Origin of the sequence: Halomonas sp. B23F22_10 (assembly GCF_043496975.1) — a bacterium.
Classification (GTDB): Bacteria; Pseudomonadota; Gammaproteobacteria; order Pseudomonadales; family Halomonadaceae; genus Halomonas; species Halomonas smyrnensis.
This window is the reverse complement of sequence record NZ_JBIEKF010000007.1, coordinates 90793-111193: the sequence shown is the minus strand read 5'-3', so window position 1 is coordinate 111193 and position 20401 is coordinate 90793. Positions and strand designations below refer to the sequence as shown.

Annotated in this window: 23 protein-coding genes; 7 read left to right on the top strand and 16 right to left on the bottom strand. The window is 67.2% G+C overall.

Annotated features, from left to right (window positions below; genetic code table 11):
• Window positions 1–80: 80 nt before the first annotated feature.
• The 7 genes from ACGTNF_RS15020 to ACGTNF_RS14990 all read right to left on the bottom strand — a co-directional run bounded on the left by ACGTNF_RS15020 (window position 81) and on the right by ACGTNF_RS14990 (window position 4823).
• The gene (locus tag ACGTNF_RS15020) at window positions 81–380 is read right to left on the bottom strand and encodes a DsrE family protein (protein WP_394602365.1); all 300 of its coding nucleotides are present in this window, start codon (window positions 378–380) and stop codon (window positions 81–83) included.
• A 14-nt stretch (window positions 381–394) separates the two neighbouring features.
• Complete coding sequence (locus ACGTNF_RS15015) at window positions 395–1186, bottom strand: ABC transporter ATP-binding protein (protein WP_394602364.1); 792 nt, start codon at window positions 1184–1186, stop codon at window positions 395–397.
• On the bottom strand, window positions 1183–1935 hold the full coding sequence (locus ACGTNF_RS15010) for an ABC transporter permease (RefSeq protein WP_016854058.1): 753 nt from the start codon (window positions 1933–1935) through the stop codon (window positions 1183–1185). Before ACGTNF_RS15010 ends, ACGTNF_RS15015 begins: the two co-directional genes overlap by 4 nt.
• A complete protein-coding gene (locus tag ACGTNF_RS15005; protein WP_394602363.1) occupies window positions 1932–2960 on the bottom strand; it encodes an ABC transporter substrate-binding protein in 1029 nt (342 codons plus the stop codon). Before ACGTNF_RS15005 ends, ACGTNF_RS15010 begins: the two co-directional genes overlap by 4 nt.
• Window positions 2961–3161: 201 nt before the next feature.
• Window positions 3162–3797 carry a peroxiredoxin gene (locus ACGTNF_RS15000; RefSeq protein ID WP_016854056.1) on the bottom strand — a complete coding sequence of 212 codons (636 nt, stop codon included), beginning with the start codon at window positions 3795–3797 and terminating at the stop codon, window positions 3162–3164.
• Window positions 3798–3895: 98 nt separating this feature from the next.
• Window positions 3896–4405 (bottom strand): C40 family peptidase, encoded by a 510-nt coding sequence (locus ACGTNF_RS14995; protein WP_394602362.1) that lies wholly within the window; start codon window positions 4403–4405, stop codon window positions 3896–3898.
• A gap of 73 nt (window positions 4406–4478) precedes the next feature.
• Window positions 4479–4823 (bottom strand): hypothetical protein, encoded by a 345-nt coding sequence (locus ACGTNF_RS14990; protein WP_016854054.1) that lies wholly within the window; start codon window positions 4821–4823, stop codon window positions 4479–4481.
• A gap of 267 nt (window positions 4824–5090) precedes the next feature.
• Between ACGTNF_RS14990 and gloA the strand changes: the two genes are divergently transcribed.
• Window positions 5091–5624, top strand: coding sequence for a lactoylglutathione lyase (gloA, locus tag ACGTNF_RS14985; RefSeq protein ID WP_394602361.1), 534 nt, complete (start codon window positions 5091–5093; stop codon window positions 5622–5624).
• A 111-nt stretch (window positions 5625–5735) separates the two neighbouring features.
• Window positions 5736–6692: an ABC transporter substrate-binding protein gene (locus tag ACGTNF_RS14980; RefSeq protein ID WP_394602360.1), complete on the top strand. Its 957-nt coding sequence runs from the start codon at window positions 5736–5738 to the stop codon at window positions 6690–6692.
• A 410-nt stretch (window positions 6693–7102) separates the two neighbouring features.
• On the opposite strand, the gene ACGTNF_RS14975 is transcribed toward ACGTNF_RS14980, so the two are convergent.
• From ACGTNF_RS14975 to ACGTNF_RS14960, 4 genes are read right to left on the bottom strand one after another with little or no spacing between them, the layout of a single operon-like run.
• A complete protein-coding gene (locus ACGTNF_RS14975) occupies window positions 7103–8170 on the bottom strand; it encodes a metal ABC transporter solute-binding protein, Zn/Mn family (protein ID WP_394602359.1) in 1068 nt (355 codons plus the stop codon).
• A gap of 38 nt (window positions 8171–8208) precedes the next feature.
• Complete coding sequence (locus ACGTNF_RS14970) at window positions 8209–9102, bottom strand: metal ABC transporter permease (RefSeq protein ID WP_394602358.1); 894 nt, start codon at window positions 9100–9102, stop codon at window positions 8209–8211.
• Window positions 9086–9820, bottom strand: a complete 735-nt coding sequence (locus ACGTNF_RS14965) for a metal ABC transporter ATP-binding protein (protein ID WP_394602357.1) — start codon at window positions 9818–9820, stop codon at window positions 9086–9088. The genes ACGTNF_RS14970 and ACGTNF_RS14965 overlap by 17 nt, the downstream gene beginning before the upstream one ends.
• Window positions 9820–9969: a hypothetical protein gene (locus tag ACGTNF_RS14960; protein WP_016854046.1), complete on the bottom strand. Its 150-nt coding sequence runs from the start codon at window positions 9967–9969 to the stop codon at window positions 9820–9822. The genes ACGTNF_RS14965 and ACGTNF_RS14960 overlap by 1 nt, the downstream gene beginning before the upstream one ends.
• Window positions 9970–10213: 244 nt before the next feature.
• Between ACGTNF_RS14960 and ACGTNF_RS14955 the strand changes: the two genes are divergently transcribed.
• Window positions 10214–10765, top strand: a complete 552-nt coding sequence (locus tag ACGTNF_RS14955) for an outer membrane beta-barrel protein (protein WP_394602356.1) — start codon at window positions 10214–10216, stop codon at window positions 10763–10765.
• Between the two features lie 87 nt (window positions 10766–10852).
• On the opposite strand, the gene ACGTNF_RS14950 is transcribed toward ACGTNF_RS14955, so the two are convergent.
• The gene (locus ACGTNF_RS14950) at window positions 10853–11857 is read right to left on the bottom strand and encodes an aldo/keto reductase (protein WP_394602355.1); all 1005 of its coding nucleotides are present in this window, start codon (window positions 11855–11857) and stop codon (window positions 10853–10855) included.
• Window positions 11858–12278: 421 nt separating this feature from the next.
• On the opposite strand from ACGTNF_RS14950, the gene ACGTNF_RS14945 reads away from it, so the two are divergent.
• Both ACGTNF_RS14945 and ACGTNF_RS14940 read left to right on the top strand, forming a co-directional pair.
• Window positions 12279–12593 carry a hypothetical protein gene (locus ACGTNF_RS14945; RefSeq protein WP_394602354.1) on the top strand — a complete coding sequence of 105 codons (315 nt, stop codon included), beginning with the start codon at window positions 12279–12281 and terminating at the stop codon, window positions 12591–12593.
• A 129-nt stretch (window positions 12594–12722) separates the two neighbouring features.
• Window positions 12723–13529 carry a hypothetical protein gene (locus ACGTNF_RS14940; RefSeq protein ID WP_394602353.1) on the top strand — a complete coding sequence of 269 codons (807 nt, stop codon included), beginning with the start codon at window positions 12723–12725 and terminating at the stop codon, window positions 13527–13529.
• A 581-nt stretch (window positions 13530–14110) separates the two neighbouring features.
• On the opposite strand, the gene ACGTNF_RS14935 is transcribed toward ACGTNF_RS14940, so the two are convergent.
• Entirely contained in the window at window positions 14111–15037 is a 927-nt protein-coding gene (locus ACGTNF_RS14935; protein ID WP_394602352.1) for a glycerophosphodiester phosphodiesterase, read from the bottom strand.
• 174 nt (window positions 15038–15211) lie between these two features.
• Between ACGTNF_RS14935 and ACGTNF_RS14930 the strand changes: the two genes are divergently transcribed.
• Window positions 15212–15814: a DUF4202 domain-containing protein gene (locus ACGTNF_RS14930; protein ID WP_394602351.1), complete on the top strand. Its 603-nt coding sequence runs from the start codon at window positions 15212–15214 to the stop codon at window positions 15812–15814.
• A gap of 65 nt (window positions 15815–15879) precedes the next feature.
• Here the strand turns inward: ACGTNF_RS14930 and ACGTNF_RS14925 are convergent, their stop codons facing one another.
• Entirely contained in the window at window positions 15880–17421 is a 1542-nt protein-coding gene (locus tag ACGTNF_RS14925) for an alkaline phosphatase D family protein (RefSeq protein ID WP_394602350.1), read from the bottom strand.
• 192 nt (window positions 17422–17613) lie between these two features.
• Between ACGTNF_RS14925 and ACGTNF_RS14920 the strand changes: the two genes are divergently transcribed.
• Entirely contained in the window at window positions 17614–17865 is a 252-nt protein-coding gene (locus tag ACGTNF_RS14920; protein ID WP_394602349.1) for a hypothetical protein, read from the top strand.
• Window positions 17866–17885: 20 nt separating this feature from the next.
• On the opposite strand, the gene ACGTNF_RS14915 is transcribed toward ACGTNF_RS14920, so the two are convergent.
• Complete coding sequence (locus ACGTNF_RS14915; protein WP_394602348.1) at window positions 17886–18938, bottom strand: C45 family autoproteolytic acyltransferase/hydrolase; 1053 nt, start codon at window positions 18936–18938, stop codon at window positions 17886–17888.
• 111 nt (window positions 18939–19049) lie between these two features.
• Window positions 19050–20306 (bottom strand): dicarboxylate/amino acid:cation symporter, encoded by a 1257-nt coding sequence (locus ACGTNF_RS14910; protein WP_152477846.1) that lies wholly within the window; start codon window positions 20304–20306, stop codon window positions 19050–19052.
• Between the last annotated feature and the right edge of the window lie 95 nt (window positions 20307–20401).

Sequence of the window (20401 nt, the reverse complement as noted above, 5' to 3'; positions counted from 1 at the left end):
AACCGACGCTTAATATCGCCAAGCGCCCACGAAAACGCCGGCCCTGGGGCCGGCGTCGTGCTCGTCATGGCGCCGTCGTTTCAGGCGCGGATATAGGCCCAGCCGTCGGCCTGTAATTCGGCCAGGGTGACCACCGCGGCCTCGACCTCGGCGATGCCGTCGGGATTCTCGAGCCCCTGGGCCTTCAGCGAGTTGCGGCACAGCCGCAGCCGCGCGTCGGTGTCGTCGGGCTCGGCCAGGGCGGCGGCCACGGCGCCGCCGTTGGCGACGATCAGCACCTCGGCCCCGGGGCGGGCGTTCAGCAGGTTGCGGGCGTTGCGCCGGGCCCGGGCCAGGCCATCGGCGGTGGGGGCGTGGAGCAGGACGCGCAGGTCGCTCATCGGGGCTTCCTCGTTCAGTGCTCGCCGATGGCGGCCTCGACGGCCTGCACGGTGTCGGCGAAGTCGGGATGATCGCGGCGCTCGGTGGCGGGCAGCGTGATCTCGTGGCGCGCCACCACGCCGGCCGGGCGGTTCGCTGCCTCGCGGCCGAGCACCACCACCCGGTCGGCCAGCAGCACCGCTTCCTCGATGTCGTGGGTGACGAAGACGATCGCCGCCTCGGTGCGCTGGCGCAGGTCGATCAGCTCCTGCTGCAGGCGCCGGCGGGTGATAGCGTCCAGCGCCGAGAAGGGTTCGTCCATGAACAGCACCCGCGGGCGCACCGCCAGCGCGCGGGCGATGCCGACCCGCTGCTGCTGGCCGCCGGACAGCGTGTGCGGCCAGCGCTCGGCCATGTCCTCCAGCCCGACCAGGGCCAGCGGCTCCAGCGCGCGGCGGCGGCGCTCGTCGCGGGACAGCTCCAGCCCCTCGAGGCCCAGCTCCACGTTGGCACGCACCCGCCGCCAGGGGAACAGCCGCGGGGCCTGGAACACCATCGACCAGGCGCGGCTGTCGGCGTCGCGGCCGTGGGGGATGCTGACGCGGCCGGCCTGGGGCGTCAGCAGGCCGGTCAGGGCGCGCAGCAGGGTCGACTTGCCGACCCCGGAGGCGCCGACGATGGCGATGAACTCGCGCGGGCGCACGGCCAGGTCGACGCCGTCGAGCACCGTGGTGCCGGAAAAGCCGAGGCGGATGCCGCGGGCGGTCAGCACGGGGGCGTCATCGGTGCCGGCGTCGCGGCCCTGGGCGATATCGGGCTGGTTCATGGCTGCCACCTCAGCAGCCGACGCTGCAGCAGGACGAAGAGGAAGTCGAACAGCGCATAGAGGCCGGCGATGGTGAGCATGTAGACCACCACGATATCGGTGGCCAGCAGGCTCGAGGCCTCCATCATGCGCTGGCCGATGCCGGGGATGCCGAACAGCTCGGCGGCCACCACCGTCATCCAGCCCTGGCCGAGGCCGGCGCGCAGGCCGCTCAGGATGCCCGGCGCGGCGGCCGGCAGGCTGACCCGGGTCAGCCGCGACAGGAAACCGACATGGCCGAAGGCCCGGGCCACCTCGTCGTAGCCCGGGTCCACCGAGCGCACCGCGCTGTGGCTGGCGAAGTAATTGATCCAGAACACGCCGATGCTGATGATGAAGGCCGCCGCCGAGGGATTGATGCCGAACCAGATGATGGCGAAGGGAATCCAGGCCAGCGGCGGAATCGGGCGCAGCAGCCGCGCCAGCCAGGCGTGTACGGCGTTGAAGCGCGGCAGCAGCGCCGCCGCCACGCCCACGGCGATGCCCAAGAGCGAGCCGATCAGCACGCCCACGGCGTAGTGGGAGAGGCTGGCGGTGACCACCTCGAGCCAGATGCCGTCGGCGATCTCGGCCCACAGCACGCCGGGAATCACCGACGGCAGCGGCACCAGGCTGCCGGGCAGCAGGCCGCTGCGCAGCGCCAGCTCCCACAGCGCGATGAAGCCGGCCAGGCCGCCCAGGCTCAGCAGGGTGTGTCTGGAACGGCTCATGAGTCGTCGTTCTCGGCGACCACGGCGTCATACAGCGAGGTGTCGAACAGCGCGTCCAGGTCCACCGCCTGGCGCAGCGAGCCCTGCTCGAGCTGGAAGTCGTGCATGCGCCGGGTGCCCTCGCTGATGGCGTGCGGGTCGGCGACGTAGTTCGACGACGGCGAGGCCAGGGCCGTCTCGACGGTTTCCAGCGGAATCAGGCGCTTGCCGACGAACTCGCGCACCGACGGGGCGGCGCCCTCGGGATCCTCGGTGAGCATCTCGGTGGCGCGCAGGTGCAGGGCCATCAGCTGTTTCATCGCCTCGGGATGCTCGGCCAGCGTCTCCTCGCGGGCCGCCAGCACGGCGCCGGGCTGGCCGGGCAGCATCTCGTCGGCGCGGGCCACCACCTGGGCGCCGTCGTCGCGCTGCTGCACCGTGGTCAGGATCGGCTCGAGGATCGAGGCGGCGTCCACGGCGCCGGCCAGCAGCGCCTGCTGCACGCGGTCGGCGCCCATGGCGACGATGTTCACGTCGTCGGTGTCGATGCCCAGCTGCTCGGTCAGCCAGTAGCGCAGCACGGTGTCCGGCACCGAGCCCTGGGGGAAGGTGGCGATCTTAGGTGGGCGACCCTCGGCCTCGGTGAAGTCGGCGATGGCCCGGGCGGCGTCGTCGCTGTCGGCGAAACGCTCGGCCAGCGGGCCGCGGGCGACCACGCCGATCTGCTCGCGGATGCTCGAGGCCAGCACCTTGATCGGCACGCCGTTGGCGCGGGCGACCATGGCCGGGCCGATACCAAAGTACATGACGTCCAGCTCGCCGGAGGCCAGCGCCTGGACCATGGCCGGGCCGCTGGAGAAGCGGGTCAGCTCCAGGTCCAGGCCGGCGTCGTCGGTCCAGCCCTCGCCTTCCATCACGAACAGCTGGGCGACCGGCAGGATCGGCATGTAGCCGACCTCGAGGGTGGCGTCGTCGGCGTGGGACTGGCCGGCCATGCCCAGGGACAGGGCGGCCAGCAGGGCCAGGCGGCGGATGTGTCGGGACATGCGGGGCCTCTACCGGATGCGTAAAAGGATGATGCTACGCGGCATTAACTTATTCCATAAGCCTCTGTTAGGACGATTTGTTCATACTCATATGTTCTTTCTCCCATGTTCTTTCGGCACGGTTCGTCCGGCCGGACGCAGCGACGCCGGCCCTGGGGCCGGCGTCGAAGCGCTGAAGTGAGTGCTGGCTTACTGCCGGGCTTACTTGCCGGGCTGCTTGACCAGGCGCAGATAGGGTTTCTGCTCGTCCCAGCCCTCGGGGAACAGCTTGGCGGCTTCCTCGTTGCTGAGCGCCGGCACGATGATGCAGTCGTCACCCGGCTTCCAGTTCACCGGCGTGGCCAGCTTGTGCGAGTCGGTCAGCTGCAGGCTGTCGAGCACGCGCAGGATCTCGTCGAAGTGGCGGCCGGTGCTGGCCGGATAGGTCAGCATCAGGCGGACCTTCCTGTTCGGATCGATGATGAAGACGCTACGCACCGTCAGGGTGTCGTTGGCGTTGGGGTGGATCATGTCGTAGAGGTCGCTGACCTTGCGGTCGGCGTCGGCCAGCAGCGGGAAGTTCAGGGCGCAGCCCTGGGTCTCCTGGATGTCGCCGACCCAGGCCTTGTGGTCCTCCAGCGGGTCCACCGACAGGCCGATGGCCTTGGTGTTGCGCTTGTCGAACTCCGGCTTGAGCCGCGAGACCTCGCCGAGCTCGGTGGTGCACACCGGGGTGAAGTCCTTGGGGTGGGAGAACAGGATCACCCAGCTGTCGCCGGCCCACTCGTGGAAGTGGATCGGGCCTTCGGTGCTCTCCTGGGTGAAGTCCGGGGCGATATCGCCGAGTCGCAGTGCCATGGTGTCCTCCTGAATCGTGTTCGAAGTCCGCTGTGTCGGATGGCGTCAGCGGCATCGCGGCGCGATGCCGGCAATCGGAGAGGTCGGATGGACCCCGCTCAGGGCGCCGGTGCGGCGGCGCCCAGGAAACGCTCCTGCCAGTAGTCCAGCGACAGCGAGGTGACGCTGACCCGGCGGCCGCGCCCCGGGGCGTGGATCATCTCGCCGTCGCCCAGGTAGATGCCGACGTGGCTGGCATCGCCGCCGCCGGCGGTGTCGAAGAACAGCAGGTCGCCGGGGCGCGCCTCGTCGATCGGCGGCAGGCGCGCGAACTGGCGGCGCGAGGTGCGCGGCACCGAGATGCCGGCCCGGGAATAGACCCGCTGCACCAGGCCCGAGCAGTCCAGCCCGCTGGCGTCCGTGCCGCCGAAGCGGTAGGGCGTGCCCAGCGACTGGCGCGCCTCGGACAGGATCATCGCCCGGTCCATCGACAGCCCCTCGGCGTCGCGGGTGGCGAGCTGGGGGCCGGCGCAGCCGGCGAGCGTCAGCAGCATCGCCAGCGGCAGCAGCCGTGCGAGGCGCATCGCGGCGCAGGGCGCCGGGGCGGGTGAGGCTGGAGTCGTTGCCATGGGCATCTCGCGGGGCGTCCGTTTTTCCCTCTCATCGTTCCCAGCCTAGCCGTCCAGCCCGTGGCTGTGAACATCAGCGGAAGGCGATTCTGGTGCCGTGGGTCAGCATCTCGTCCGGGGTCATGGCATGGCCGGGCACGCCGATCATCTCGTCGCCGCACTGGTCCGCCCAGGTCAGCACGCCGTGGCTCAGGCCCAGGCCGCCCAGCAGGTCGCGGATCTCGCCGGTGCCGAGGTAGGTGCAGGTCTTGCCCTGCTTGTCGGAGAGGGTGGAGATGCCGTTGGCGTGGTGGAAGCGCACCGTGTAGATGCCGTCCATGGATTCCACTTCGACGATCGGCGAGAAGCCGTGGCCGAGGGCGTGGGAGAGTTCCTTGAGGGTGATGTGATCCCCCAGGCTCTGGTCGATGGTGGCCATCTCGTCCTCCTGATGCGTCGCGGGTTGTACAGAAAATGTAGAATCAGGTGGCGTCCCCCGCCAGTGACGAATGTGCATGACCTTGGGCGGCGTTCTCCGAAGCCTCCGCGGGGCGGGCGTCCGACGGGGTAACGGTGCTGTGTATAACCTGTGTATCGAAAATTCGCGAGGCACAAAAAACGCCGCGGGGTGGAAAAGTCGCCGGCGTGCCTCCATACCTGAGGCATCCCTCGGTTCGAGACCTCACCCATGGCATCAGGAGACACCATGAGCTTCAACGGCGAGCAACACCCCGGCGTGAAGACCGCGACCGGCGACACTGACGGCTTCCGCCTCAACCACACCATGCTGCGGGTCAAGGACCCGGAGGCCGCGCTGGCCTTCTACTCCCGGGTCTTCGGCATGAGCGTGCTGCGCCGCCTCGACTTCGAGGAAATGCAGTTCTCGCTCTACTTCCTCGCCAAGCTCGAGGACGGTGATCGGGTGCCGGAAGACACCGACGAGCGCACCGTCTGGACCTTCTCCCAGAAGGGCCTGCTGGAGCTGACCCACAACTGGGGCACCGAGGACCAGCCGGACTTCGCCTATCACGACGGCAACGCCGAGCCCCAGGGCTTCGGCCACATCTGCTTCACGGTGCCGGACCTGGACGCCGCGGTGGCCTGGTTCGACGCCAACGAGGTCGAATTCATCAAGCGCCCCGACCAGGGCAAGATGAAGGACGTGGTCTTCGTCAAGGACGTGGACGGCTACTGGATCGAGGTGGTCGAGGCCGCGAAGATGGTCGGCAAGGGCGACTGACTCGTGGCACGGGCCGTCGACGAGCGTTGACGGCCCGGCTTGTCGATATCGCCCGGGGCCACTAGGGTCTGTGACGTGTTACAGCACGGCGCAACCCGCCAAGGAGTCCCGATGTCCCTGTCCCGTCGTCCCCTCTCTCTCGTGCTGGCCGGCTCCCTGCTGGCCATGAGCGGCATGGCCCAGGCCGAGGAACCGGCCGAGGTTCGTTTCTCCTCACCGGCCTGGCCCGGTGTGACCGTCAAGACCGAGCTGGCCTCCACCCTGCTCGAGGCGCTGGGCTACGAGCCCCGTGCGGAAGAGCTCGGCTCCACCATCACCTACCAGGCATTGAATCAGGACGAGCTGGATGTCTTCCTCGCCGCCTGGCTGCCCGCCCAGCAAGGCATGTACGACACCGCCACCGACGAGGGCAGCCTGGTCGATCTTGGCAACAACGTCGAGGGGGCCCGCCTCGGCTTCGCGGTGCCGACCTATGTCTACGAAGCCGGCCTGACGTCGGCCGAGCAGCTGGACGATCCCGAGTTCGCCGACAAGCTCGAGCGCACCATCTACTCCATCGAGGTAGGCTCCGGGATGAGCGACACCCTCAATGGCGCGGTAGAGGCCGACACCTATGGCCTGGGCGACTGGACGCTCTCCGAGACCTCCACGCCGGGCATGCTCAGCGCGGTGGACAGCGCCATCGACCGCGAGGAATGGATCGTCTTCGCCGCCTGGACGCCGCACTGGATGAACATCGAGCATGACGTGCGCTACCTCGACGATACCCAGGACATGTGGGGCCCGGACGGTGGCCGCAGCGATGTGAAGACCCTGGTGACGACCCGGTTCGCCGAGGCGAACCCCAATGCCACCCGGCTGCTCGACCAGCTGAGCTTCACCGCCGACCAGCAGAGCGCGATGATTCGTGGCTTCAGCTTCGAGGAGCGCGAGCCCGACGCGGTCGCCCTGGAGTGGCTGCGTGAACACCCGGCGAAGGTCGAGGCCTTCCTCGAGGGCGTGACCACCCGCGACGGCGAGCCGGCCTGGCCGGCGGTGCAGCAGGCGCTGGAGATTCCCGACGCCTGAGGCACGATGCGCTAGCGCACGACGCGACGAGGCCGCCCTTCGGGGCGGCCTCGCTGCGTTCGGGGAGCCGATCGCCTCAGGCGAAGGCTAGAGGTCCATCGCCAGCACCTCGTGCTCGATGCTGTGGTGCAGCCGCTCTGCGGGCCCGCCGGTGCCCATGGCCAGCAGCAGCGGCTGGAAGTGCTCGGGCGAGGGAGGGGGCCAGCACCCGGGGCGCAGCCTGCCAGTCGAGCAGGTCCTCGCGGTCGCCGGCCTAGCTCGGCGACCCGCACGAAGGCGGTCATGGCATCCAGCAGGTTCATGGGGGCGCTCCCTGGCGTGGCCGAAGGGCTAACTTCGCACGGCCGCCCCCGAAACGACGACGGCGCCACCCGAGGGCGGCGCCGTGTGGAGCGAGCCTGGCAAGCGGCTCAGTGGTCGGCGTGGTCGTGATCGTGGTCGGCGTGGTCGTGGGCCGCGTCCTCGGTGGCCAGGGCGTCGTGCAGCAGCCAGGCGTCGTGGCGCACCATGCCCAGCCAGGTGCTGGCCTCGCCCTCGGACGCCAGGGCGCCGGAGTAGAGGGTGCCGGCGATCGGCAGGCCGGTCTCCTCGGCCAGCTGCTCGATGATCGCCGGGCTGGTCATGTTCTCCTGGAACAGCGCCTGAACGCCCTGGTCGTTGATCACCTCGATCAGCTCGGCCATGCGCGCGGCGCTGGGCTCGGCCTCGGTGGAGAGCCCGGCCGGCGACAGGAAGTCGACGCCGTAGGCGCGGGAGAAGTGGTTGAAGGACTGGTGGCCGGTGATCACCGCGGTGTGCTCGGGCAGCTCGTCCATCAGCGCGCGGACCTCGGCGTCCAGGGCGTCGATGCGCTGCTGGTAGTCCGCCGCGCGCTCGCGGTAGTCGGCCTCGTGGGCCGGGTCGACGGCGATCAGGCCGTCGCGGATGTTGTTCACGTAGAGCTCGCCGAGGCCCAGATCCAGCCAGACATGCGGGTTCATGCCCTCGTGAGCGTGGGCATGGCCGGCGTGGCCGGATGCTTCGTGGCTGGCTTCTTCGTGGCCGGATGCTTCGTGGCCATGCTCGTCGTGGCCATCTTCTTGGGCATGCGCGTCGTGGCCGTGCTCCGCCTCGTCCGCGTGGGCGGCCTCGCCGAGCGCCTGCTCGATGCCGTCGGTGGCCACCACGGTCGGCCCCGCGTAGTCGCTGGCCTCGACCAGACGCGACATCCAGCCCTCGAACTGCAGGCCGTTGAGCACCACCAGATCGGCCTCGGCCAGGGCGCGGGCGTCGGTGGGGCGCGGAGTGAAGACGTGGGCGTCGCTGTCGGCGCCGACCAGCGAGGTGACCTCGACGTGGTCGCCGCCGATCTGCTCGACCATGTCGGCGAGCACGCTGAAGCTGGCGAGCACCTGCACGCGCTCCTCGGCCTGGACGGCGGGCAGGGTCAGCAGGGCGGCGGCGCCGGCGGCGAGGGCAGAGGGCTTGGCGAAGGTCATCGGTAGGCTCCGTGGCAGGGAAAGAGACGGGCGAGGCGTCAGTGGTCGGCGGTCGGCGCGTTCAGCGGCGCGGCGCGCCGGCGGAAGCGGGCGGTGAGGCTATGCTGGCGGCCGAACAGGGCCGAGGCCACGTAGGCCACGCCGGCCATCAGGATGATCGCCGGGCCGGAGGGCAGGCTCAGGTGATACGACAGCAGCAGGCCGCCGGCGCTGGCCACCATGGCCACGCCGATGGCGATGACGATCAGGCCCTCCAGGCGATTGCTCCAGAAGCGCGCGGTGGTGGCCGGCAGCATCATCAGGCCCACCGCCATCAGGGTGCCCAGCGTCTGGAAGCCGGCGGTGAGGTTGAGCACCACCAGCCCCAGGAAGACGCCGTGCACCAGGCCGCCACGCACGCCCTGGCCGCGCAGGAACAGCGGGTCCAGGCATTCCACCACCAGGGCGCGGAAGATCACCGCCAGCGACACCACGATCAGGCTGGCGATGCCGGCGATCAGCAGCAGCGCGGTGGAGTCCACGGCCAGGATCGAGCCGAACAGCACGTGGGTCAGGTCGACGCTGCTGCCGCCCAGCGACACCATCATCACCCCCGCGGCCAGCGAGATCAGGAAGAAGCTGGCCATCGCCGAGTCCTCGCGGTGGCCGGTCATCTGCGACACGCTGCCGGCCATCACCGCCACCAGCAGCCCCGAGAGGATACCGCCGAGGCTCATCATCGGCAGCGAGAAGCCGGCGAACAAAAAGCCCAGCGCCACGCCGGGCAGGATGGCGTGGGACATGGCGTCGCCGATCAGGCTCATGCCCCGCAGCATCAGGAACACGCCCAGCGGCGGCGCGGCCAGCGACAGCGCCATGCCCGCCACCAGGGCGCGCTTCATGAAGCCGTAGTCGAAGGGAGCGGCGAGCCAGGCGTCAAGTAGAGCCAGCATGGGAGACCTCGGGGAAATCGAAGGGCAGGCGCGGGGCGCGGGCGGGCTGGCCGGCGTTGTACTCCAGCAGCGCCTCGGGGCTGACCCAGCGGCCGTGGCCGCCGGAGAGCATCAGCACGTCGTCGGCCAGGCGCGAGAGCTGTTCCATGTCGTGCAGCACCACGATCAGGGTGGCGCCCTTGGCCGCCATGTCGCGCAGCACGTCCATCAGCACCTCGACGGTCTCGGCGTCGACGTTGGCGAAGGGCTCGTCGAGCAGCAGCAGCTCGGCCTCCTGCATCAGGGTGCGGCCGATCAGCGCGCGCTGGCGCTGGCCGCCGGAGAGCTCGCCGAGCTGGCGGTGGGCCAGGTGCGAGATGCCCAGGCGGGCCATGATCTCGCGGCCGCGGCGATAGTGCGGGCCGCAGTAGCCCTTGAAGGCGCCGTGGCTGGGCCAGGTGCCGCTCATGATCAGTTCCTCCACGCTCATCGGGAAGGACAGATCGAGGGCCAGCTGCTGGGGCAGCCAGGCGCGGCGCTCCTTGGGCACCTGGCTCTCGACGCGGCCGGACACCGGCGTCAGCATGCCCATGATGGCGGCGATCAGGGTGCTCTTGCCGGCGCCGTTGGCGCCGATCAGCGCGGTCACCGCGCCGTCCTGGAAGCGGCCGTCGAGGTGCTCGAGCACCGTCTGGCCGCCGCGGGCGAGCTGAAGGTCGTGCAGTTGCAGGCGTGCCATCAGGCGAAGCCTCCCGTGGCCCAGGCCACCGCCAGCCACAGGAACGCCAGCGGGGCCGCGACCAGCAGCAGCCGGCGCGGGGCGGACAGCGACATCAGCGAGAAATGGCAGGGCCCTTCGGGGCGATGGCGATGGGAGCGATGCGCCATGGTGATACATCTCCGCGAAAGTGGCATGCGTTATAACATAACACTAGAGGGGCTCGCCAGCGCCGCATCCCGCGACTGGCGCGGCATCGACGCCTGCGCGGCGCCGGGCCCCTGAATCCTGGCAACCTGGCGCCGCCCCTGCCCCGCCATGGGCGGCGGACACCGCACCGCCCGCGACCTGACCCGCCGGCGGCCGGCGCGCTACACTACGCGCCCCATCCCGTGTCGAAAGGAATCGAGAGATATGTCCCGCAAGATGCCCCTGCGCTCCCTGCTCGCCGCCACCCTGGCCACCGGCCTGGCCGTGACCGCCGCGCCCGCCTTCGCCACCGGCGCCACCGGCCTCTACCTGGGCGGCGGCCTCGGCCAGATGCACGGCGATCACGACTTCGACGACGAAGCCGACATGGTCAAGCTGACCGCCGGCTACAACGTCGGCTGGCTGCCGTTCCTCGACCTGGGCGCCGAACTCGGCTACGTCAACGGCGACAGCCTGAACGGCGAGGTGGACGGCCGCTCCGGCACGCTGGACGTGGAGGCCTTCGAGGCCATGGGCGTGGCCGGGCTGAGCTTCGGCCCGCTGGGCGTCTACGCCAAGGCCGGCCTGGCCGACTGGGACGCCGAGCGTCGCGGCCGCGGCCTGACCCGCGACTATTCCGGCACCGACCCGGTCTACGGCCTGGGCGCGCGCTTCGAGCTGCTCGACCTCACCGGCCGCGTGGAGGTGGAACGCCTCGACGCCGACGAGATCGGCGATATCGACATGGTCACCGCCGGCGTCGTCTACACCTTCTGACCGCGCGCCGTTGCCGAATGACGCGGGGCACGCCGATGGCGTGCCCCGCGTCTTGGTGTCCGCTTGCTGTACCCGGGCCGGGCTCCGTCAGGCGCCGAATTCCTCGGTGTCGACGTCCGCCTGGGCGGCCTCGCCGTAGCGGCCGCCCTGCACTTGGTCGGGCGTCAGCAGGGTGTCCAGCCGGGCGACGGTCGCGGCGTCCAGGCGCAGCGATGCCGCCGCCAGGTTCTCGCGCATGTGCGCGACGGAGCGCGAGCCGGGAATGGGAAGGATGTCGTCGCCCTTGGCCAGCAGCCAGGCCAGGGCCAGCTGGCCGGAGGTGGTGTCCAGCTCCCGCGCCACGGCCTTGAGGTCGTCCAGCAGGCGCAGGTTGTGCGGAAAATGCTCGGCGCTGAAGCGCGGCATGCTGCGGCGCATGTCGCTCTCCTCCAGGCGGGTGGGGTCTTCCACCGCGCCGGACAGGAAGCCCCGGCCCAGCGGGCTGAACGCCACCATCGCGGTGTTCGACTCGCGGCACGCCGCGATCAGCCCGATCTCCGGGTTGCGCGTCCACAGCGAGTACTCCGACTGCACCGCGGCGATGGGATGCTCGGCCCGGGCCCGGCGCAGGGTCGCGGCGGACACCTCGGACAGGCCCACGCCGCCGATCTTGCCTTCCTCCACCAGGCGCCCCAGCTCGCCGACGCTCTCCTCGATCGGCACGCTCTTGTCCCAGCGATGCAGGTAGTAGAGGTCCAGATGGTCGGTGCCCAGTCGTCCCAGGCTCGCCTCGCACTGCCGGCGCAGCGTCGCCGGGCGGCCGTCGATCACCTTCTTGCCCTGCTCGGGATCGATGGCCATGCCGCACTTGCTGGCCAGCAGGATCTCGTCGCGCCGGCTCGCCAGCGCCTTGCCCACCAGCGACTCGTTGGCCGTGGCCCCGTAGAGGGTCGCGGTATCGACGTGGCGATAGCCCATGTCGACGGCCGCCTGCAGGGCGCGCACCGCCTCGGGCTCCGGCATCGGGCTGCCGTAACCGTGGGAGAGGTTCATGGCGCCCAGGCCGATGCGGGGCGAAGCGACGTCCTTGAGGCGAGCGAACACGGTCGACATGGAGACTCCTCGTGGGGGTATGGCTAAGAGAGAGGACAAAGCGGAAGAGGGCATCATGCCGGCTCAGGCCCGGTGGATCCAACCGGCGCGTCGGCGTCGGATCGCGTGAAGGCCCTGGAGCGTTGGCATCAAGGGGCGGGCGACGCTGGCGAAATTCGATTAAGTCTGCTTTGCTGGTTGCGTCGTTCCTTATGGGCTCGCCGGTATCCCGACAGGGAACGGTATCCTTGTTTTGAAGCCGACACGGTGGCGGGTGTCATGACGCCTAATGGTGGTTAATTTCATTGTTTTTCAATGGTTTGAGATGCAGGTGGTCGCGGTATAACCCGAATGAACGTGACGGCACGTTCAAGTGAACAAGCGAGCTGCCCACCTAATACCTGTTATGACGTGTATAGGCTGGCTTAGTGAGAAGAAATTTATGGCATATGTGATAGCTGATACTGGAACGGAAAAACAAAAGTTATATGCATTTGACTCTACGTCTAGCGATGGGAGTGTTCCTTGGGAATTGGTTAGAATTGAAAATACGAAATATGATCATGATGGCGCAATTCTGCTAAATGCTGAAATGTTAAGTGATCTTAAAGCTAAGAATGTAGCAGTATTTGAGTCTAAAAAGTCCGCCAAATCTGCATATCATAAGCTTGGGATATCTTCTTGTCGGTATGTTGAGCTGGTTTTGGAAATTTCTCATGAATATAAAGTGCGGAATCAATTTGGCTATTCTTCATGAGCAGGGTTTAATGAGGCGAAATAGTAATAATAAATAATTGTAGTCGCCCGCAAGCGGGCTGGAGCCTCCACTGCTACGCAGTCCCGGCCCCTAAGTTAGGTGTTGGTCATCAATTCGGAGTAAGTCTTAGTGCAGAGTTATAAAGAGGTTTTGGAACTTCTTGCAAAAGCAAAGAACATGCGGCTAAATATAGCCATATCAGTTGTTTCGCTAGCTATTTTGGCTTGTGCTTCTAAAGACTTAGTCACAATTGATTCAGTATCTGAAACTGTTCTAAGAGGTTTTGCGTTTATTACCTCCGTTCGCTTGGTCTATGGTGTCATAGGGCTCATATATTCTTACTTCCAGAGTCGGCAGGAAGAAAAAGAGAAACTGGCAAAGGCCGCAGAGGAAGCCAAGAACGCAGAGTCCAAGAGCCTAAAGAATCGAGAAAATATCCGCAGCGCATTTGAGACATTAGACATATTTCAGCTTCACATAATCCAAGAGCTAAAAAGGAAGAATCATGTTCAAGTAAAAAAAGGGGCTCCTTTATTCACCCTGAAGAACTTTAAAATTATTTATACTCCAGCCGTCGGTGAACGGTATGAATCTGCGTCTTTGACTGCTGTAGCAAAGGATGTTTTGGAGAATGAGTTATGGCGTCGATTCGATGAGCTTAAATTCAATGCACTAGTTAGATTTTTTGAAGGCATCCAGCCGGAAGATGCACGGCATTTTCAAGATTTTCTCTCCAAAGATTCTATAAATACAAAGAGATTCAATCGTTCTTCAACTGGTAGTCAATATTTTGACAATGAGCGGGTGTTCTCTAATTATTCAAGCAGTATAATATTTGCGCAGCCTCAAAGAAGTTGCGTCTATATAATTGATCCCATAGCTAAAGGTGCAATTGAAACGGTGTTTAAGGAAAAGGAAGAAGATGCGAATGGCTAACAAGGCGCTGCTGTCGGGAAAATTTTCCACTGCGCTCAAAATTTGCCGCAGAGCGCGGCGTTAAGTATTTGTCAAGCTAAGGATTTGATATGAGAAAAATGTGCGCTTACATTTTGCTTTTTCTTTTGGCGACTCCCGCTGTGGCTGAGGATTATCCGCTAGATGATACCGGGTTCTTGAGGGGCGCATACTGCTTTCATATGTCTAAGGCTCCGAGGCTTGGAGTCGATTTATCAAATGTAGAGAAGGAGGCAGGGCAGCAACGTTTTTTTGAATCCTTACGTTCCAGAGAGTTGGATTTCCCACAGGGTAGAGATTACGAGGCGATCCAAAGAAGGTTTATCGTCTGGGTGGTTTCTCGTTTTGAAAATGAATCTACAGAAGCTGCATTAACATGGTATGAGGAGAATTGCTTGTCCAATGGATAATGAATCGGAAAATGCCTAACAAGGCCGGGCGCGGCGACGTCTTTTACGTTTTGGCTTCGCCTACACTAAAAAGCCGCGCATGATGGCGGCGTTATACCGGAGAGAGCCATCACTTAAGGCCCTCTCCAGTCTTCCTCTTAAGCCTAGCCGTATTTACTCCACCACCTCACTCAACCGATCCGGGAAGTTGGTGAACATGCCGTCCACGCCCCAGTCGAGCAGCCGCTTCATCTGCTCGGGCTCGTTGATGGTGTAGGGGTGCACCAGCAGGCCGTTGTCGTGGGCCTGTTCGACGAAGCCGGCGTCGATCACGTCCTCGCCGTCGTAGACGACGTTGGGGCCGATGCCCACGGCGTAGTCGGCGATGGCCTGGAAGTCGGCGTCGGTGATCTCTGCGGGCGCCGGGGTCACGCCGGTCCATTCGGTCAGGCCGCCGCCGTCCTCGGCGGGGGAGTACCAAACGAGCTGCACCAGCGGGATGTCGGCGTTGAGCGCGTGGACCTGCTCGAGGCTGTCCTGGCTGAACGATTGGATCACCACCGAACCGGAGGCCACCAGCCCCTCGGCCTCGAGGGTCTCTACCAGGGCGCGCTGCAGTTCGGGGTAGCGCTCCGGCGACTTGGTCTCGATGTAGTAGCGCACGTCGCTGCCGTAGCGGTCGATCACCTCGTCGAGGGTCAGCAGCTCGGCGCCGGCGTAGGCGTCGTCGGCGCGCTCGGGATGGGCGGCATTGAACCAGCTGCCGGCGTCCAGCGCCTTGAGCTCGGCCAGGGTGTGGTCCTTCACCTTGCCGCTGCCGTCGGTGGTGCGGTCCAGGGTGTCGTCGTGGATCACCATCAGCTCGCCGTCGGCGCTCATGTGCAGGTCGAGCTCGAGGTAGTCGGCGCCCATCTCGAGGGCCGTCTCGTAGCTCGGCCAGGTGTGTTCCGGCGCGTACCCGCTGGCTCCGCGGTGGGCGATGATCTGGAAGCCATGCAGGTCGTCGAGCTGCTGCTGGAGGGCGTCGGCCTGGGCCGCGAGCGGGGCGGCGAGCCCGAGGGCCAGGGCGGTGGCGAGGGGAAGGCGGATGGCGATCGTCATGGGAGTCCTTTTGTTGAATGGTCGTGCAACAACCTAGCGTGCCCGGCGTCGGCGGGTAAACGGCCGTTCGAGGACGGGCTGTCAACGCGGCTCCAACATGCTTCCATGGGAAGATGACCGTTCGATGCCAGCCATCACGCTTTCATCCCCCTGCCATCACCACGAGGAGACACCATGAGCGATTCGTCCCCCTGTTCGTCGCCCTATGAGCGGACCCAGGCCGCGCTGGATGCCCTGCACGCCGAGGACCCGCGCCGGGTGGAGGTGGCGGGGGAAACGCTGCCGCTGGAGCTGTGGCACGCGGGGCGCATGAGCGACTGGCTGAACGTGCTCGACGAGGCGCCGGACGAGCTGGTGCGCCTGGCGGTGCACAACCAGCACCTGCAGCGCTGGCAGGTGCCGCGGGGCGACTATCCCGAGGGCCGGGTGGGCTACCTGACCTGGCGCCGCGACCAGGGCAAGCGCGCCGGCGAGACCACCGCCCGGGCGATGCGCGAGGCCGGCTACGCGGAGGAAGACGCCGAGCGGGTGGCGGCGATGATCCGAAAGCAGGGCCTGGGGCGCGACGCGGGCACCCAGGCGGTGGAGGACTGCGCCTGCCTGGTGTTCCTGGAGAACTACTTCGCCGATTTCTCGAAACAGGTCGATCACGACCACCTGATCCGCATCGTGCAGAAGACCTGGAAGAAGATGTCGCCCGGGGCCCACGAGCAGGCCCTGGCGCTGCCGATGAGCGACGAGGCGCGGCGGCTGGTGGAGGAGGCGCTGGCGGGCTGAGCGCCGGCCAGCCGACACGGGGGCGCCGCCGCCGGCATGTCGGCATGCCGGCGGCGGCGCAGGGCTCAGGCCCGCTGGGGCTCCAGCACCTGGCGATGCAGCGACTGGCCCGCCGCGTCCTTCAGGGTCACGGTCAGCGTCTCGCTCTCGCCGTCCAGGTCGACCTGGCCGAAGAACTGGTAGCCGTCGGAGGGCGGCAAGTTGGCCTGGCCTTCCGGCGGGGCCTTGTGGAACACCGCCTCGGGGCCGAAGGTGGCGTCGAGCTCGCCCGGCCCGAAGGTGCCGGCGTGCAGCGGGCCGCTGACGAACTCCCAGAACGGGGCGAAGTCCTGGAAGCTCGCGCGCTCGGGCGAGTAGTGGTGCGCCGCCGTGTAATGCACATCGGCGGTCAGCCACACCACGTTGTGGATATCTTCATCGCGGATCGCCTTGAGCAGCTTGGCGATCTCCTGCTCGCGGCCCAGCGGCTGGCCCGGCTCGTCGTTGGCCACGGCCTCGAAGCGATCGCCGTCGCGCACCACCAGGCCGATGGGCATGTCGGAGGCGATGATCTTCCAGGTGGCGGTGGAATCGCGCAGCGCATTCAGCAGCCAGCGTAGCTGCTCCGCGCCGAGCAGGTCGGCGCCGCGCGCCTGACGGTTGCGGTCGTTGGCGCCGCGGAAGGTGCGCATGTCGAGCATGAACACCTCCAGGCCCGGGCCGTAGGCGAAGCGGCGGTGGATGCGCCCGGGCGCCTCGGGGCGCTGGCGCAGCGGCATGTGCTCGAGGAAGGCCTGGCGGCCGCGGGCGGCCAGCAGCGAGGCGTTCTTCTCGGTGTAACGGTCGTCTTCCAGCAGCTCGCCGGGATACCAGTTGTTGGTGGTCTCGTGGTCGTCCCACTGGGCCAGCATCGGCACCTCGGCGTTGAAGCGCCGCACGTTGGCGTCCAGCAGGTTGTAGGCGTGCTGGCCGCGGAACTCCTGCAGGGTCTCGGCCACCTTGAGCTTCTCCGGCGTCACCCGGTTGCGCCACAGGCTGCCGTCGGCGAGCTCGACGCTCTCCTCGAGCGGGCCGTCGGCGTAGACGGTGTCGCCGGAGTGGATGAAGAAGTCGGGGCGCTGGTCGAGCATGGTGGCGTAGGTGGTCATGCCGCCGCGCGCCTCGTCGATGCCCCAGCCCTGGCCCACGGTGTCGCCGGACCACACGAAGCGCACGTCGCGGGGCGTCTGCGGCGGCAGGCGCAGGCGGCCGGTGACCGGCTCGCTGATCGCGCGGTGGTCGCCCAGGGCGGCGAAGCGCACCCGGTAGTGCACCTCGTCCATGCCGCCGAGCCCGGTGGCATCCAGCTTCGCGGTGAGGCCACCGGCCGGCAGCGCCTCGGGGCCGTGCAGCCGGCGGGCGGCGCGGAACTCGGGGTTGTCGGCGATCTCGAGCATCATCCGCGCCGGGCGGTCGACCCGCGACCACAGCATGGCGCGGTCGGCGAGCATGTCGCCGCTCATCACGCCACCATCGACCATCGGGCGCCGGCCCTCGGCCAGCACGATGCCGGGGGCGACCAGGCCGGTGCCCAGCGTGGCGCCACCGGCCAGGCCGAGCTTGAGTACGCCGCGTCGCGTCATGCGCATGATCCGTCTCTCCTCAGGGGGGGACCCCGAGGATGACGGCGGTCGATGACGCCGGCTTGGCAGTTGTGTGACACCGCGGCGACCCTGATCCGCGTCATGCCCTCGATGCCCACGCTTGACAGATCGCCCCCTCCTTCCTCATATTTGCATTTGATAATCATTATCATTAAATGGCTCTATCGGGAGGGTGACATGGCCTATCACATCCGAGCGGCGTCTCGCGGTACCACCCCCAGCCTGCAGATCTGCGATGTCAGCGCCTGCTCGGTGCGCATGGCCTGGCAGCCCTGCGTGTCGTCGGGCAAGGAAGAGGCCGAGCTGGACGCGCTGCGCCGCGATGAGGCCATCGCCGAACACCTGCGCCGTTTCCTGCGCACCACCGAGCGCTACCTCAAGGGCGAGTTGGATGGCATGCCTCGCCTGGGCGCCTGGCGGCGCGGCTGAGGGCGCGCTCGAGCCGGCGCTCAGGCGTCGCCGAGCGTCACCGTCAGCGTGTCCTTGCTCTCGCAGGGCTTGCCGTGGCGCAGCACCAGGCGCCGCTGGCGCAGGTTCATGACCACCGCGAACAGCGTCTCCATGCGCTCCTCGGCCGGCTGGTCGGGGTTGAAGTGGCGGCAGATCGAGAGCGGGGCGTTGTCGTGGTCGGCGAGCATGGCGAACAGCGCCTCGGCGTCGACCGCCGCGCCCAGCGGCAGCCGTTCGCGCAGTAGCTGGTCGATGCGGCTGAGCCGGGTGCCGGAGTCCGGCCGCGGGAAGTCCTCCACCTGGCAGGTGGCGGTCTCGGCGTAGAGGTGGTTGGTGTGGGTGACCGCGCCGCCGCGGGGCTCCAGCACGCCGGGCAGGCCGGGATGCACCTCGAAGCCGGCGGAGCGGCCGTCGCCGCTGGCGATCAGGAAGTGGGCCGGCGAGCAGACCCGGTCGTGGGTGACCACCCGGGTCGCCGCGTCGAACGACTCGGCCTCGAGGACCTTGCGCAGCGCCACGTGGATCGGCAGCCCCTCGCCCAGGGTCCGCGAGCGAATGGCGTTGAGGCACACGCCGACCCCGTGCTCGTTCAGGCCGATCTTGGCCACCATCCCCGCCTCGCCGACGCTGACCAGCCTCGGCGCGCCCGTCGGGCGCAGCTCCATCGCCACCACGTTGTGCAGCTGGTCGCTGCGCCAGTCCCAGTTCTGGGCCAGCCACTGGGTGCCGTCGCGGTTGATCGAGAGCGCGGTGCAGCCGCCGCTGGCCTGGGTCAGCGAGATCTCGCTGCGGCAGTTGAGGGTGAGGATGTCCTCGACATCGAGCCCGGCGCCGCGGGCGATGCCGGCCATCTCGTCGAGCATCTCGGGGAAGCCGCGTTCGATCATCGGCACGAAGCGCTCGGCGACGCGGCGGGCCTCGGCCCAGCGCAGGCCGACGAAGTCGTGGAACAGCCGGTCGTAGACCTCGAGGCTCGAGGTGATCAGGGCGGCATGGGTGCGGCCGTGGGCCTCGCCGATCTCGGCGCGGGAGCCGGAAAAGACGCTGAGCATGATGACCTCCAGAGCGAGAGAGGGAATGCGCTCAGCCTAGCAGGGACGAGAGGGGCGCCGGGCGGAAGCCTCGCCCGGCCGCCCCGTTTCATGATGGGCAGCGGGGCGGTATCAGCTCTTGCGCGTGGCGTTGTAGACGCTTTCGTCCAGCTCGCCTTCGCTCTTGCCGACCAGGGTGGTGACCATCAGGTCGCCGGCCACGTTGACGCTGGTGCGCGCCATGTCGAGCAGGCGGTCGATGCCGGCGATCACCGCGATGGCCTCCAGCGGCAGGCCGATCTGGGCCATGACGATGGACAGCATCACCAGGCCCGCGCCGGGCACGCCGGCGGTGCCGATCGAGGCCAGGGTGCCGGTGACGATGATCATGCCGTAGTCGGCCAGGCTCAGGTCGACACCGATCAGCTGGGCGATGAACACCGCGACCACGCCCTGATAGATGGCGGTGCCGTCCATGTTGATGGTGGCGCCCACCGGCAGCACGAAGCCGGACACGCCCTCGGAGACGCCGAGGTTGTTGCGCGCGCAGCGCAGCGAGACCGGCAGGGTGCCGGACGACGAGGCCGAGGAGTAGGCCACCACCAGGGCGTCGAGGATGCCCTGCAGGTAGCGCAGGGGGTTCAGCCGGCCGAGCAGCGCCAGGAGCCCGGAGTAGACCAGCAGCACGTGCAGGGCGCTGGCCAGGTAGGCCACGCCGATCACCTTGGCCAGGGGCAGCAGCACCTCGAGGCCGTAGCTGCCCGCGACGTGGGCGATCAGGCCGAACACGCCGATCGGCGCGAAGGCCATGACGATGTTGGTCAGCTTGACCATGGCCTCGGCGAAGCTCTCGAACACGCGCACCACCGGCTCGCCCTTGTCACCGATCAGGGTCAGCGAGATGCCGAGCCCGATGGCGAACACGATGATCTGCAGGATGTTGCCGCTGGCCAGCGCATCGATCGGGTTCTGGGGGACCAGGTTGACCAGGATCTCGCGCAGGCTGGGCGCTTCCTTGGCCTCGACGGCCGAGTCGAAGCTCATCTCCAGGCCGGTGCCGGGCTGGAACAGCCACGAGGCGAACAGGCCGATGGCGATGGCGAAGGCCGTGGTCAGCAGGTAGAGGGCGATGGTGCGGGCGCCGATGCGGCCCATCTTCTGCGGGTCGCGCATGGCGGTGATGCCGACCACCAGGGTCGAGAACACCAGCGGCACGATCAGCATCTTGATGGCGTTGATGAAGATATCTCCGAGCGGCTTGAACACGCTGGCGTCCTCGCCGAGCAGGGCGCCGGTGAGCACGCCGAGCGCCAGGCCGGCGAGGATCTTCTGCCACAGCGGGATGCGCCGCCAGAGGCCGCCGCCGGCGGACGTCGTGGAATCGGACAAGGGGATGGCTCCTTTCTGTTATATCGGCTCTTGGTAGCAGGAAATCATGCCGGAGCGCGATTCTACAGAAAGGAGAGATTAAAAACTTGCGTAAG

Coding starts and splice junctions, on each gene's coding strand:
- ACGTNF_RS15020 (WP_394602365.1), bottom strand. CDS start 380: ATGAGCGACCTGCGCGTCCTGCTCCACGCCCCCACCGCCGATGGCCTG.
- ACGTNF_RS15015 (WP_394602364.1), bottom strand. CDS start 1,186: ATGAACCAGCCCGATATCGCCCAGGGCCGCGACGCCGGCACCGATGAC.
- ACGTNF_RS15010 (WP_016854058.1), bottom strand. CDS start 1,935: ATGAGCCGTTCCAGACACACCCTGCTGAGCCTGGGCGGCCTGGCCGGC.
- ACGTNF_RS15005 (WP_394602363.1), bottom strand. CDS start 2,960: ATGTCCCGACACATCCGCCGCCTGGCCCTGCTGGCCGCCCTGTCCCTG.
- ACGTNF_RS15000 (WP_016854056.1), bottom strand. CDS start 3,797: ATGGCACTGCGACTCGGCGATATCGCCCCGGACTTCACCCAGGAGAGC.
- ACGTNF_RS14995 (WP_394602362.1), bottom strand. CDS start 4,405: ATGGCAACGACTCCAGCCTCACCCGCCCCGGCGCCCTGCGCCGCGATG.
- ACGTNF_RS14990 (WP_016854054.1), bottom strand. CDS start 4,823: ATGGCCACCATCGACCAGAGCCTGGGGGATCACATCACCCTCAAGGAA.
- gloA (WP_394602361.1), top strand. CDS start 5,091: ATGAGCTTCAACGGCGAGCAACACCCCGGCGTGAAGACCGCGACCGGC.
- ACGTNF_RS14980 (WP_394602360.1), top strand. CDS start 5,736: ATGTCCCTGTCCCGTCGTCCCCTCTCTCTCGTGCTGGCCGGCTCCCTG.
- ACGTNF_RS14975 (WP_394602359.1), bottom strand. CDS start 8,170: ATGACCTTCGCCAAGCCCTCTGCCCTCGCCGCCGGCGCCGCCGCCCTG.
- ACGTNF_RS14970 (WP_394602358.1), bottom strand. CDS start 9,102: ATGCTGGCTCTACTTGACGCCTGGCTCGCCGCTCCCTTCGACTACGGC.
- ACGTNF_RS14965 (WP_394602357.1), bottom strand. CDS start 9,820: ATGGCACGCCTGCAACTGCACGACCTTCAGCTCGCCCGCGGCGGCCAG.
- ACGTNF_RS14960 (WP_016854046.1), bottom strand. CDS start 9,969: ATGGCGCATCGCTCCCATCGCCATCGCCCCGAAGGGCCCTGCCATTTC.
- ACGTNF_RS14955 (WP_394602356.1), top strand. CDS start 10,214: ATGTCCCGCAAGATGCCCCTGCGCTCCCTGCTCGCCGCCACCCTGGCC.
- ACGTNF_RS14950 (WP_394602355.1), bottom strand. CDS start 11,857: ATGTCGACCGTGTTCGCTCGCCTCAAGGACGTCGCTTCGCCCCGCATC.
- ACGTNF_RS14945 (WP_394602354.1), top strand. CDS start 12,279: ATGGCATATGTGATAGCTGATACTGGAACGGAAAAACAAAAGTTATAT.
- ACGTNF_RS14935 (WP_394602352.1), bottom strand. CDS start 15,037: ATGACGATCGCCATCCGCCTTCCCCTCGCCACCGCCCTGGCCCTCGGG.
- ACGTNF_RS14930 (WP_394602351.1), top strand. CDS start 15,212: ATGAGCGATTCGTCCCCCTGTTCGTCGCCCTATGAGCGGACCCAGGCC.
- ACGTNF_RS14925 (WP_394602350.1), bottom strand. CDS start 17,421: ATGCGCATGACGCGACGCGGCGTACTCAAGCTCGGCCTGGCCGGTGGC.
- ACGTNF_RS14920 (WP_394602349.1), top strand. CDS start 17,614: ATGGCCTATCACATCCGAGCGGCGTCTCGCGGTACCACCCCCAGCCTG.
- ACGTNF_RS14915 (WP_394602348.1), bottom strand. CDS start 18,938: ATGCTCAGCGTCTTTTCCGGCTCCCGCGCCGAGATCGGCGAGGCCCAC.